Origin of the sequence: Micromonospora sp. NPDC049559, from assembly GCF_040676675.1 — a bacterium.
Taxonomy (GTDB): domain Bacteria; phylum Actinomycetota; class Actinomycetes; order Mycobacteriales; family Micromonosporaceae; genus JBFAPK01.
Genome location: NZ_JBFAPK010000002.1, coordinates 515,865 through 528,920, shown reverse-complemented (window position 1 = coordinate 528,920; position 13,056 = coordinate 515,865). Strand labels below are relative to the sequence as shown.

Annotated in this window: 10 protein-coding genes; 8 read left to right on the top strand and 2 right to left on the bottom strand. The window is 67.2% G+C overall.

Features of this window, described 5'->3' with window-relative positions; all coding sequences use genetic code 11:
* Nucleotides 1–343 precede the first annotated feature (343 nt).
* Nucleotides 344–1,435 (top strand): Gfo/Idh/MocA family oxidoreductase, encoded by a 1,092-nt coding sequence (locus tag AB0J86_RS05250; RefSeq protein WP_363852829.1) that lies wholly within the window; start codon nt 344–346, stop codon nt 1,433–1,435.
* 42 nt (nt 1,436–1,477) lie between these two features.
* Nucleotides 1,478–2,476: an NADP-dependent oxidoreductase gene (locus AB0J86_RS05245; RefSeq protein ID WP_363852826.1), complete on the top strand. Its 999-nt coding sequence runs from the start codon at nt 1,478–1,480 to the stop codon at nt 2,474–2,476.
* Nucleotides 2,477–3,003: 527 nt separating this feature from the next.
* Here AB0J86_RS05245 and AB0J86_RS05240 read toward each other — a convergent pair.
* Nucleotides 3,004–3,177, bottom strand: coding sequence for a CGNR zinc finger domain-containing protein (locus AB0J86_RS05240; protein ID WP_363853037.1), 174 nt, complete (start codon nt 3,175–3,177; stop codon nt 3,004–3,006).
* On the opposite strand from AB0J86_RS05240, the gene AB0J86_RS05235 reads away from it, so the two are divergent.
* From AB0J86_RS05235 to AB0J86_RS05225, 3 genes are all read left to right on the top strand, one after another.
* A complete protein-coding gene (locus tag AB0J86_RS05235; RefSeq protein ID WP_363853034.1) occupies nt 3,109–4,005 on the top strand; it encodes a zinc-dependent alcohol dehydrogenase family protein in 897 nt (298 codons plus the stop codon). The two genes, AB0J86_RS05240 and AB0J86_RS05235, sit on opposite strands and share 69 nt — an antisense overlap.
* Nucleotides 4,006–4,232: 227 nt before the next feature.
* Nucleotides 4,233–5,087 carry an SDR family NAD(P)-dependent oxidoreductase gene (locus AB0J86_RS05230; protein WP_363852824.1) on the top strand — a complete coding sequence of 285 codons (855 nt, stop codon included), beginning with the start codon at nt 4,233–4,235 and terminating at the stop codon, nt 5,085–5,087.
* Nucleotides 5,088–5,625: 538 nt separating this feature from the next.
* Nucleotides 5,626–6,438 carry an LLM class flavin-dependent oxidoreductase gene (locus AB0J86_RS05225; RefSeq protein WP_363853031.1) on the top strand — a complete coding sequence of 271 codons (813 nt, stop codon included), beginning with the start codon at nt 5,626–5,628 and terminating at the stop codon, nt 6,436–6,438.
* A 311-nt stretch (nt 6,439–6,749) separates the two neighbouring features.
* Here AB0J86_RS05225 and AB0J86_RS05220 read toward each other — a convergent pair whose 3' ends face one another.
* Nucleotides 6,750–7,775, bottom strand: coding sequence for an NAD-dependent epimerase/dehydratase family protein (locus tag AB0J86_RS05220; RefSeq protein WP_363852822.1), 1,026 nt, complete (start codon nt 7,773–7,775; stop codon nt 6,750–6,752).
* A gap of 597 nt (nt 7,776–8,372) precedes the next feature.
* Here AB0J86_RS05220 and AB0J86_RS05215 point away from each other — a divergent pair.
* Genes AB0J86_RS05215 through AB0J86_RS05205 form a run of 3 tightly spaced genes read left to right on the top strand, consistent with a single transcriptional unit; the run spans nt 8,373 to nt 12,993 of the window.
* Nucleotides 8,373–9,530, top strand: coding sequence for a UDP-galactopyranose mutase (locus AB0J86_RS05215; RefSeq protein ID WP_363852819.1), 1,158 nt, complete (start codon nt 8,373–8,375; stop codon nt 9,528–9,530).
* Nucleotides 9,530–11,245 (top strand): ABC transporter ATP-binding protein, encoded by a 1,716-nt coding sequence (locus AB0J86_RS05210; protein WP_363852817.1) that lies wholly within the window; start codon nt 9,530–9,532, stop codon nt 11,243–11,245. Before AB0J86_RS05215 ends, AB0J86_RS05210 begins: the two co-directional genes overlap by 1 nt.
* Nucleotides 11,242–12,993 (top strand): ABC transporter ATP-binding protein, encoded by a 1,752-nt coding sequence (locus AB0J86_RS05205; protein ID WP_363852814.1) that lies wholly within the window; start codon nt 11,242–11,244, stop codon nt 12,991–12,993. Before AB0J86_RS05210 ends, AB0J86_RS05205 begins: the two co-directional genes overlap by 4 nt.
* The last annotated feature ends 63 nt before the right edge of the window (nt 12,994–13,056 follow it).

Below are 13,056 nucleotides of genomic sequence, written 5' to 3'. Positions count from 1 at the left end.
CGGTGTCCCGCCGCCTGCAACGGCCCGTACCGGGGCTGCGTGACGGTCCGGGGCGATCTCGACCAGCCCGCAGGGCGACCTGTCGTCGGAGCTGCGAGCGGCAACCTAACTTTGTCGTTCGTTCCAGATAGCCGTACCATGGCGCTCGCCGCACATCCCGAGTTCGATCGTGCGGCGCCGGCCGGTTGCGGGGGTGCCCTGCCTTCGCCGACCAACTGTGGCCACGCTGGTCGCGCCGCTGGGACAGGGGCGGGCCCGGGCGCCGGAGTCGTCCAGGCTATAGCCCGCTTTGGGTGTTTTATGGGGAAAGATAACGAGTCGAGCACTCAGCGGAGGGAGCAGCATGGCGCCCATAGGCGTAGGCATCATCGGACCTGGTGCGTGGGCGTCCAGAACCCACGTCCCGGTGGTCTCGGCGTCGCCCGCGTTCGAGCTGCGCGCGGTGAGCACGTCGCGGCGCGCGTCGGCGCAGGCCGCCGCGGCCAAGTACGGGGTGCCCGGATACGACAACCACCGCGACCTCCTCGCCCATCCCGGTGTCGACCTGGTGGTCGTCGCGGTGCGGGTCAGGCAGCATTTTGAGCTGATCTCGGCGGCGCTGGAGGCGGGCAAGATGGTGTACAGCGAGTGGCCCCTGGCCAGTGGTCTGGCCGAGGCCGAGCGCCTCGCCGAACTGGCCCACACGGCCGGTGTCCGTACCGTGGTGGGGCTCCAGGGGCGCTACGCCCCGGAGGTCCAGCACGCCCGCGACCTCGTCCGCGACGGGTACGTCGGTGAGGTGCTCGGCACCACGCTGGTCGGCTCCGGCATGGCCTGGGGCGGCGAGGTGGCCAGCCACGGCGAAGGGTACCGGTTCGACAACAGTCAGGGTGCGACCACGCTCACCTCGGCCACGCTGCACGCCCTCGACCCGCTGCACTTCGTGCTCGGCGAGTTCGACAAGGTCACGGCGAACCTCGTCCTCGGGCGCAAGAAGACGACGGTGGTCGAGGACGGCAGCGCGATCCCGGTTACGGCGGCCGACCAGGTTGCCCTGATCGGCACGCTCTGCTCCGGCGCGGCCGTCTCGGTCTTCTACCGTGGCGGCGCGTCGCGCGGCGACAACTTCCGTTGGGAGATCAACGGCACCGACGGGGATCTGATCCTGACCGCGGACTGGGGGAACATCCAGGTCGCGCAGCTTGCCCTCGAGGGCGGACGCGGGGCGGACAGCAGGGCCGCACGCGTCGAGGTCCCCGCGTCCCCGGACGGCATCCCGGCCGAACTGGCGCAGGGCCCCGCCGGCAATGTCGCGCGGCTCTACGCGCGGTTCGCCCGCGACCTGGCCGAGGGGACCCGCACCGTGCCCGACTTCGACCTCGCCCTGGCCCGGCATCGCCTCATCGAGGCCGTCGAGCGCTCCTCGGCCACCGGCACTGCCCAACCCCAGAAGTGATAGCGGCCCTCCACTGGAGTGACGAGTCCTCAGCCGGAGCCCGTGGGCGCCGGCGACCCGGATGATCGGAGCCAACGCGACGTGAAAGCGATAGGGCTGCTGAGGTACGGCGGACCCGAGGTGCTGCGGGTTGTCGAGCTGCCGACCCCGCACGCGGGACCGGGCGAGGTTCGGATCCGGGTACGGGCCGCCGCGATCAACCCCGCAGACACGCTGATCCGGACCGGCGTGTCAGCCGTACGCAACCGCGGAAGGGAACCCGTCATCCCCGGCCTCGACATCGCTGGCACCATCGACGAGGTCGGCCCAGGAACCGAAACCGAGCTGGCCGTCGGCGTTGACGTGATGGCGATGGCCGATCCGATACGGCCGGCTGGCGGCGGATACGCCGAGTGGGTCGTGCTGCCCGAGTCGTGGGTGGCGCAGATACCAGCCGGGGTGAGCCACGCCGAAGCGGCCACGCTCCCGATGAACGGGCTCACCGCCCTGCAGGCACTCGACCGGCTCAACCTCCGGCCCGGCAGCACCGTCGCGGTCACCGGCGCGGCCGGCGCGGTCGGCGGCTACGCCGTACAACTGGCCAAGGCCGCAGGGCATCGTGTGCTCGCCGACGCCGCACCGCGCGATGCCGACCTGGTCGCAGACCTCGGCGTGGACGCCACGGTCGCCCGGGGGCCAGGCGTCGCCGACCGCCTCCGCGCGCTCACCGAAGAGGGCGTCGACGCGATCGTCGATGCCGCGGTCATCGGCTCCCCGCTGCTACCGGCCATCCGCCGCGGCGGCGCCCTGGCGTACGTACGCGGCTTGCCGGACCAGGCGGCGTTCGAGCGGGCGGCCACAGAACGCGGCATCAGACTCGTCATGACCTTCGTGCCCGCCTACGGCGGACGGCGCGACAAGCTCGCCCTGCTCCGCCAACTCGCCGGCGAGGGGCGCCTCGCCCTCCGCGTCGCCGACACCATTCGGCCGGAGCAGGCGGCGCACGCCCATCGGCGCCTGGAAGCCGGCGGCGTGCGCGGCCGACTCGTCATCGCATTCTGATCCGGCCGTTTCGCGTACGGCCGAGGAACACCTCGCCCACCCCGGACAACACATCTTACTTTCCACAAGGGAATATCCCGTGTCCTTACATCAACCACGCATCCAGGTCCGGGCGGCGAGTTGCTTGTCAGCGGTGGTAGGGGATTGGTGTCGGTCGGTGCGAGTTCCGCTCGGTCCGGCGACGGCTACGTGCATCGGATCGCCCCTGCAGGTGCGTTGGTGGCGGCGTCGTGTGTGGCCGGTGAGGGAACCGCGTAAGACCAGGCAATCTTTTGCGGACTTTCGTGCATCGTGACGGTTTCGTGTGGCTGTTAGGGGTGGTCTTCCTCAAGACTTTTCCGGCGAGCCCCGAGCCGCCGGGGGCCGACGTCGCCGTCGAGGGCATTGCGATGCGAGGAGTACCGCCCGTGACCATGCCAAAGGTATCGACCAGCCGGGCCGGCATGCAGCAGGCCGCCCGGGAGCTCTCCGACGTCTTCTTGACCGGACCGTGCGGGTCGATGCCGGGGGAGGGGCGAATGTCGGAGTCAGTCGACGGTGCGCGGCTGCTTCTTGCGGGCGCGGAAGGCGGCAACGTTGACTCGGTTGCCGCAGGTTTCGTACGAGTCCCAGCGCTGGGTACGCTCGTCGCGATCGAGGCCGCGCCCGTCAACCCCGCGGACTTCCTGTTCGCGGCCGGCTGGTTCGGGATGTACCCGCAGGTCCCGAACGTCATGGGCTCCGAAGGCGTCGGACGGGTGCTGCGAGCCGGATCCCAGGCGGAGCAGGCGCTCGTCGGCCAGCGGGTGCTCATCCTGCCGACGTTCACGCACGCCACCTGGGCGGACCGGACCGTCGTACCGGCCCGCTACGCCATCCCGGTGACCGGCGACATCGACGTACGGCAACTCGCCATGCTCGCGCTCAACCCTGTGACCGCGCGCGCCCTGCTCAACGACTACGTGTCACTCAACCCAGGCGACTGGATCGGCCTGACCCTGGCCAACTCCGCCGTCGGGCAGATCGTCATCGCCCTCGCCAAGTGGGCCGGCCTCAACGTCCTCGCCGTAGTACGCCGTGAAGAGGCTGCTCAGCGAGTCCGCGAACTCGGCGCTGATCTCGTAATCGTCGACGGGGACAACTTCGGCGGCCGGGCCGCCCAGGCTCTCGCCGGCGCGCGACTGCGCCTCCTGCTCGACGGCACCGGCGGCCCCCAGGTTGCCGAGTTGGTGCCCTCGATTTCGGACGGCGGCGCCGTGGTCTCCTACACCTCCATGACCGGCCAGGCACCCACCTTGCCGCTCGCGGACTTCATCTTCCGGGGGATCTCGCTGGCCAGCTTCTTCATGCCCATCTGGATCCGGGACACGCCGCGGCCGGAAAAGGAGCGGATCTACGCCGAACTCACCGAACTCGCCGAAAAGGGTGTGATCAGCGTCCCGGTGGAGGCGACCTACCCGCTGCACCAGTACCGCGAAGCCTTCGCCCACGCGGCCCGGGAGGGACGTTCCGGCAAGATTCTCTTCACCTTCGAACAGCCGGCTGCCTAAACAGCGGTCGCACCGTCGAGAATTCCTCACGGATGGCCCTGGCTGCCCGGCTGCCTAACAGGGGTCCGGGCCGGCAGCCAGGCCGCCCACGCCGCAGCGGCCAGCAGGACCGACGCGAAGTGCCCAAGCTACCGGCGGCCGCCACCACCACCCCCGCTCCCGGCGCTGACGGTGACCGTCACCTGTCGGGAAGGCCGTCCTTCCAACAGAGAGAGAATGTGAGATCGATGAGTGTTTGGTTTATCACTGGCGCGTCTCGAGGGCTCGGAGCGCAGATCACCGGCGAGGCACTGCGCCGAGGACACCACGTCGTCGCCGCCGCCCGCGACCCGCAGGCGGTGACCGCCGCGTTCCCGCAGGCGGCCGACAACCTCCTCCCGGTGGCCCTGGACGTCACCAACGAACGCCAGGCCATCGACGCCGCGCAGGCGGCCGTCGACCGGTTCGGCCGGATCGACGTGCTCGTCAACAACGCCGGACGGGGCCTGCTCGGCGCAGTCGAGGAGTCCAGCGACGCCGAGGTCCGCGCCCAGTACGACACGAACGTGTTCGGCCTGCTCGCCGTGACCCGCGCGGTCGCACCGGTGATGCGGCGCCAAAGAGCCGGACAGATCTTGAACATCAGCTCCCTCTTCGGCATCTCTGCGTTGCAGGGCTTCGGCGTGTACAGCTCGACGAAGTTCGCCGTGGAGGGCATATCCGAGGCGCTGCACAAGGAACTCGCCCCGCTCGGCGTCTCGGTCACGGCCGTGGAACTCGGCCTCTTCCGTACCGACTTCGTCGACAGCAGCAGCCTGCACATCGCCACCAACCGGCTGGACGACTACGCCGACGGGCCGGTGGGGCGGGAGCGGATGATCCAGACGATGGCCCAGGTCAACCACACTCAGCCCGGCGATCCGGCCAAGGCCGCCACCGCGATCGTCGACGTGGTCGAGTCGGGCCGCGCCCCGCGACAGCTGCCACTGGGCCCGGACACGATCCAGATCATCGAAGCCAAGATCGCAAGCCTGCAGCGAGATCTCGCCGAATGGCGCCAGCTGGCCGAGTCGACGAACCACGACGAGGTCGTGGTCTCCTGAGCCAGGAGACGTACGACACGCTGGACCTGACCCAACAACTCGACGCGGTGCCAGTGCCCTGACCGTCGGTCGACGGGGCCTGGTCCGATGGGAGCCACCCTGTCATGGTTTGACTTGACAGGGTGGCCGGTCGGTGCGGCCAATCATTCGAGATCGTTTCCGGAGCGCGCGAAACCCGCGACTGGTGAGCAGGCGCTGAAACCACGGCACCAGACCGGCCGAGCCCTCGTGAGCCTTTCCTTCCAATTCCAGGCCGGAGATCAACCAGCGACGACTTGTCCTGGCAGTTTCTCCGGGCCCCAAGCGATTCGCGCCGCCACGGAACTCGCCGCACGTTACGACGCCGCGGTCCTGCCACCGGAGACGAGTAAGAGCCGTGGCTCGGGTCCGTCACGGGCCAGCGGCGGCGCCACTTCACAACCGGAGTAAATGTCTCCCGTTCTGGTCGTCAAGGCTCAACCGGGTCAGGTTCTCGTCCCGTCTGTCGCCGACCGCGTTGGCTACAGTCGTTGACAAAGTACAAGATCAGGAGAGCCACATGAGTGTCGGTCATAACATTTCGTCTTTGCGGGGAGCATCCAACCGGCCGGCGACGACGGGTACCACCGGGTATCCACCGCCTGGGCGCTCGCGGCCGACCTGCGTCCTGCTAGGTTCGCGTCTTCGCGGGACCCTGTGGAGCGGTCGCGCTGGCGCCACGGTCGCGTGGCCGGCAGTACCTCGACCTCCGAGCGGACCGGGCGACCGGGTTCGACCCGAAGTCCCGCGTGCGGCCGCGCCGCGGCCGCAGGGCTGCCGACCCCGGTGGCGCGTTCCGGACCAACCACAGGTTCCCGCTCGGTCTCGAGACCCCGGCCGCCCCGAACGGGACGGTCGGCCGGTGACCGGCTACGGGCACGGGCTGTTGTTCGGGGTCTTGCTGGAGCCGCCGGAGCCCAGGGCCGCGACCACGCTGACGTACGCGGAACTCGTCGAGCGGGTCGGTCTCGACCTGGTCAGCCTCTCCGACCATCCGTACTGGACGGACCGGCTCGACACGATGTCCCTGCTCGCCGCGATTGCGGCCCGCACCAGCCGCGTACGGATCATGTCGAACTGCGCGAACCTGCCGCTGCGCCCGCCGGTGACACTCGCCCGCACCGCGGCGACGCTGGACCTGATTAGCGGCGGCCGGTTCGAGTTGGGTCTCGGGACTGGGCCGCAGCGGCTCTGGGACTCGATTGTGGCCGACGGAGGACCGCGCCGATCGCAACACCAACCGCCGCAACACCGCCGACCTGCGCATCCAGTAGCTGCGCCCGGCCTCCGGACCGGGCGAGGATCGCAACCAGCACACGAGCCGGGACCTTGATCCTCAGTGTCACACTGACTGGCCTGGTCGTCGACCAGGCCAGTGGCGCGATGCCCCGAGTCGAGGTGGATGCTCGGCGAACCATCGCAGAGCAGCTCTGACCGTCGGCCCGGCGCTGCCTCTGACCTTGACAGCTCGACGGGCAGTCGGAAGATCCAACATCCCTCGACGCTGTGGACCACGAGTACCTAGAGTCGCGCCTCCACCGGTCGGGTTCCGCCAAGCAACGACAGCATGTCGGCAGGTCACCCGCCCGCGGTTGCCGCCAGCGCCGTTTGTTCCGGCCTCTCGACCGCAGCAAACCTTAACGATTATTGCTGCCGGTCGAGCCGGCCCACGACGTGGCGTAACCAGTCGGGCAGCCGGTCCGTTCCCAACTCGAGGTCTATCCAGGTGGACAGCTCTTGGGGACCCATCCCTGCGGCCCACTTGACGGTGCGGGCCAGCCCCTCCGCCAGGGGAGTGTCCGCCCAGTTGCCGAATACCTCCCGGGCCAACGTCGTGTCGGTGTACACCACCGAGACCTCGTCGCGGGCCGGTATGTGCGCGATGGGCTGGTCCGGTACGCCCATCGCGATTCGTACAGCTTCGGCGAGCTGATTCAGACTGGAAAGCTGGTTGGAGCCGACGTTGAAGATCCGTCCGGTCGTGCCCGGCACCTCCGGGGCGTCCGCCAGCACCGGAATGATGTCGGATACGTAGGTGAACGCGCGGACCTGCTCACCGCTGCCATACACGGACAGCGGCTCGCCGCGCATGACCTGGTTGACGAAGATGCCCACGGCGTTGCGGTACGGGTCGGCCAGCAGTTGCCGCTCGCCGTATACGTTGAAGATTCGAAAGGCCACGTAGTCGAGGCCGAAGTGCCGGCGAGTGATCTCCAGCTCACGCTCGACGGTTAGCTTGCCGAGCCCATAGCTGTCGACCGGTGTGGCCAGATCGACCTCCCGCAACGGGCTCGGCAGATCGCCGTAGACCGCTACGGACGACGCAAAGACGACCGTGGACACCCGATGCTGGATGGCCGCGTTGATGACGTTCACGCTCCCGCGCACGTTCGCGTCGTAGTTGAGGCGCTTGGCGAAGTGGCTGACCACCTGCGCGGTGAAGGCCGCGAAGTGGTAGACCCGGTCCACCTTGTGTGCGGCGAACACCGCGTCGACATCGGATGGCTCGGCCACCGACCCGACAACCAGTTCGGCCCGCGGGTCCACGTTGGCCCGAGAGCCGCCGCTGAGGTCGTCCAGCACGACGACGGCGTGACCCCGGTCGAGCAGGTAGGTCGCCAGGTGCGAACCGATGAAACCAGCGCCACCGGTTACCAGACAGGTAGTCACCAGATCACCGCCCGGTCCATGCGGCTGCCCGCTCCGGCCGGATCGTCCCCAACAAGGGTGGCCGGGTCCCGGAAGGACTGGGTGGGACTCCCACCGCATGTTGCACGTGTGCGTCGCGCGGCAACGATGGCTCGACGTACTTCGGATGGACTCGATTCGCCAGCCGACGGCCGGCAATGCACTTCCGCTGAATGTCCACAGTCTCCTCCGGGGGTCGGAGTTCCTGCTTGTGCACCCTACAGCACCGCGCCGGCTGTCTCGATATCCCAGGCGATATTTCCTCCGATCCTTTTGCACGTCGGCAAATGGCTCTTCCCCCTTTGAACCATTCGGCTACATCGATAGACTGATCGACGGCGGCAAACCCCAGGCGGGCGGTGCAGCCAGCCAGGGTTCCGTCCGGGTGAACGGTCGAGGGTTGTGTTGCCCAGGGCTGCGCACAAGCTGACAACGGGCACGATTCGCGCGGTCGTCCAACGACGGCCGTCGCTCGCACTTGACTGTTCGCTCGGCGGGCAGACGGTGATTGTCAGGCGATCGGGCGTGCTCTTTGCGGGCTCCGCGGGGAGAGCACGCCATGCGAACGGGAGGGCGCGCATGTCGCAAGAAGTGGTGAGGGCAGGTGCTTTGCCGGCGGTGGCTGTCGTGGGAGCCGGCTGGTCCGGCGTCGTGGCCGCGCGCACACTTTACGACGCGGGGTGCCGGGTTCACGTATTCGAACGCGATACCGCCATTGGCGGCCACAGTCGGGCCGGCTTCCTCAATGGTGTGCTGTTCGAGCCCGAAGGGCCGCATATCTTTCACACGTCAAACGCCGACGTCGCGGCCTTCGTGCGGCGGTTCGGCATGACTGATGAATACATGCACCGAGGCCTGACCGAAATCTTCCTGAGTGATTCCGACGAAGACCCGCAACTGCTTTCCTGGCCGCCGCAGGTGGACGAGTTGAAGCTTCTGCCCATCTGGCCGGACATAGAGCTCGAATTGTCTCGACTGCCGGTCGAGCCGTCGACAGCCGACCTGGAATCCTACTGCCTGAGCATCATGGGCAGAACCCTGTACCGCCTCTTCATCGAGGGCTACAGCATCAAGCAGTGGGGGAAGCATCCGGCTGAACTTTCGCAGAAATTCGCTCCCGGCCGATTGGACCTGCGTACCGACGGCAACCGTCGCTTGTTCCGCGACCGTTGGGAGTATTTTCCGGCTCGCGGCGCCCAGGAAATCATTGAGAACATCGCCCGGCCCCTGCCCGCCACGTTCGGCGAGTCCATCACCGTGCGCCACCTGGAAGCGCTGGAGGTCGAGTTCGACGCCATCGTCATCACCGGTGCGCTCGACGAGTTCGTGGGCCGACCGGATGAACTTGAGTGGCGCGGCATCCGTACGGTCAACCGCTACATTCCGCTCGAGGATCCGAGCGGGACGGTGACCGCCGGGTACATCGTGAATCAGCCGTCTCTGCGGCGTCCCTACACCCGTACGGTCGAGAGCAAGCACGCCACCGGCCAGTCGATCCGGGGCACCGTCGTGACGGAGGAGTACCCGGGCCATCCCGCCCGGCACTACCCGGTGCTGACCGTCGACGGCCGCAACGAACTCGCCAACGAACGGATCCAGGCGGAGATCCGCGAAAGCACTCGGATGGCGGTCCACTTCTGCGGTCGGCTGGCCAATTACACCTACATCAACCAGGACGTCGCCATCGAGCAGGGATTTAGCACCGCCAGGGAGTGCCTCGACGGAATGCGGCGTTGATGGCAGCCACACCGTCTGCGTCACTGCCAGAGTTCCACCCGGATCATCGTCCAACGCGTGAGGTTTTTGGCTGGCTCTTGGGCGGGCAGCGGCTCCGGATCACCTTACTTGTATTGTTGTACTGTTGCTTCTTCGGTTTCCAGATCCTCGTCCCCTATCTCGTCGGACGGGCAGTGCAGGATGGTATCGAGAACGGTGGTGGAATCGCTCGTTGGGCTCTGCTGCTTGCCGGCGTAATCGCGGTGGTGACGGTCAGCGGGTACGCCGCGTGGGCGGTCCTTGAGATGGCTCGCCTGGATGGAATTGTCCGCACCGAGCGAGCCGTGTTGCAGCAGATAAATCGACTCGGCGGCGAGATCGGCCACCGGTTCTCCGCCGGTGACATCGTATCCATAACTTCGTCGGACGCTGCAAGCTTCGGTACTCTCATCGCCACCATTGGTCACGTCGGCGGCAGCCTCTTCTCCTTCTTTTTGGCGGTAGCGCTGCTGGCCGCTCAGTCGGTTGATCTGGCCCTCGCCGTATTGTTCGGCATCCCTTTTATGCTGCTTTGCTTGCGGCCCACATTCACCTCCCTGGAAACGCGTAATGCCGCGCAGCGCAGCAAGCTTGCCACTGTCAATTCCTTAGCGGGCGATACCGCCATCGGACTAAGGGTCCTGCGAGGGCTCGGCGGTGAGGACTACTTTGCAAACCGTTATCAAACCGCGTGCCACAACCTTCAGCGCGCAGGTGAGGCAACGGCCCGCTCGCGTGCCGTGCTGGAAGGTGCCCAGGTTCTGCTGCCGGGTATCCTCCTGCTCGCGGTGGTCTGGTGGGGCGCCCGCAAAGCGGTTGCGGGACAGCTCGCCCCAGGAGCGGTCGTCGCTTTCTATGGCTACCTGACCCTGCTTGTACGCCCGCTACGCTTCACCATCCTGGGTATCAGCGCCGTCGCTCGTGCTCGGGTCGCCGCCCGCCGAATCCACAGCCTCCTGGCCGCTCAACCGTCCGTGCGTCCGGCCGGCACGGAAACCTTTCCGCAGGAGGTAGAACTGCGCGATCCCGAAACCGGAATCTCCATCAGCGCGGGGCGCTTCACCGCGCTCGTCGACGAATCTCCGACGCGCGCTACCGCCGTACTTGAGCGCCTCGCCGGCTATGCCGAACCAACGGGCGAGGTCACCGGAGTTCCCCTTTCCGACGTTCCGATCGAGCAGGTGCGCGCCCGTATCCACATGCTGCACCACGACGCCCACCTCTTCAGTGGGGACCTTCATGACCAGCTCAACGTGGATGGCGAACGCAGTCGGGACGACATCATTCGCGCCCTTCACACCGCCGCTGCCCTCGACATCGTCGGTCTCGATCCGGCCGATGTCGAACTCGACCCGCCGCGCGACCAGCCGTACGCCACCCACCTCGCGTTGCGCGAGCGCGGTCGCGGTCTCTCCGGTGGCCAGCTTCAGCGTCTCGTTCTCGCGCGTGCCCTGCTGGCCGAGAGTGATGCCCTCCTACTCGATCGCCCCACGAGTGCGGTTGACGCGCGCACCGAGCGGCGCATCGCCGCCCGCCTCGCCCGTCACCGTGCTGGTCGGACCACCGTTGTCGCCACGTCTTCTCCCCACCTACTGGCGGTCGTCGACGAGGTCGTCTTTCACGGAAAGCAAGTGTGGCGGGGCACGCACGCAGAGTTCCGGAAACACCCTGCCTACCGCAGGTCGGTGCGGCAGTGAAGGCGACTGCCGAGCCCAGCCGAGTACGCACCTATGCCTACGCTCTTCTACGAGGTGAGTCCCGGTTCGTCGTCGCGGCCGCCGCCCTGAACATCGCCGCCGCTCTCGCCGCTTTGGGAATGCCTAGTGTCCTCGGCGGAATCACCGAGCTGATCGCGGCCGAGGTGCAGGGCCAAGGGTCGCCCGACCTCTTGCGCCAGCTGAACCTGCGCGCACTCGCCGGCGGCGTCATTCTGATCGCCCAGACCCTTCTTGCCTGGTGGGCCTCGCGCTGCGTCCTCCTGCTGGGCGAGCGTCTCCTCAGGCGCCTGCGTGAAGATTTTCTCGATGGCTTGCTCACTATGCCTCCCGCGACGGTGGAGGACATCGGCACCGGAGACCTGCTCTCCCGAGTGACGGGCGATTCCGATCAGGTGGGACGGGCATTTCTCCAGGCGTTTCCAAGTCTGTTCGTCAACGCCACCACCGCTATGGTCCTCCTGATAGGTTCATGCTCGGTGTCGCCCGTGCTGACGAGCACCGTACTGGTTGTGTTTCCTGTCCTCATCACCTCCCTACGCTGGTATCTCGCGCGTTACCCGAAATCGTTCGGCGTACTCATGGCTCGGCTCGCCGCCATGAACGCGGTGGTCGCCGAAAGTGCCGACGGTGCGAGGACCATCGATGCGTTTCGTTGGCAGGATCGCAGGGTCAACACCCTCGAAGAAGAGGTGACTTGTACCCGTTCAGCACTTCGCCGTACGATGCTGCTGCGGGGCGTGCTCTTTCCTACCCTTGATTTTTGTTCGTTGCTGCCCACGCTGACCACCCTCGTCTTCGGCGTGATCCTCGTTCGTCAAGGACGGATTGACATCGGCGCTCTCACCACAGTGGCGCTACTGATGCAGACGCTCTCTTCTCACCTGATCAGCGTTGTCGACAGCATCGACCAGTTGCAGATGGGAAGTGCCTCCCTCGCTCGGCTGATCGGGATCATGCCGACCGGCGAATCGAAGAGAACAATACGGCACCTGCCAGCCGAACCCTTCCTCGAAGCCAGCGGGGTTCGCTACTCCTATGACAGCGCGCTCCCTGAGGTCCTGCACGGCATCGATCTCGAGCTTCGCCCCGGCGAACACCTCGCGCTGGTTGGCCCTACGGGAGCGGGCAAGACCACTCTCGCCCGCCTCCTCGCCGGGATAGACGTGGCTACTGCGGGAAGCGTCACACTCGGCGGCGTCCCGCTGAGCGAACTGGATCTCCCCGTACTGCGCCGCCAGGTGTTGCTCATTACCCAGGAGAGTCATGTCTTCGTGGGTTCTCTCGCCGATAACCTGCGCATCGCCGCACCGAGCGCCACGGACGCCGAACTGGCAGCAGCTCTCGCCGCAGTAGGGGCGGCCGACTGGGCCGCACAACTCCCGAACGGTTTCGAGACTCGACTCGGGGGACACCGAAGTCCTCTTGCCCCCGAGCACGCTCAACAACTCGCCCTTGCCCGCGTCGTTCTGGCCGCTCCCAGGATCCTCGTGCTGGACGAGGCGACTTCGATGCTGAGTCCAGCGGCGGCGCGTGGGACAGAGCAAACCCTGGCACGTTTCCTGGCGGGCCGCACGGTCGTCTCCGTCGTACACCATCTCAACGCGGCGCGCGAGGCGGACCGCATCGCGGTCCTGGTGAACGGCCGCCTCGCCGAAATCGGTACACATTCCCGGCTCATGGCCCAGCAGGGGGAATACTTTCGGCTGTGGAGTGCCTGGCGAGCCTGAACACATCAGGCGAAGCAACTGCCACCGGACGCCTCGCACGGAAGTCGTCGCGCAGCGGCCTGG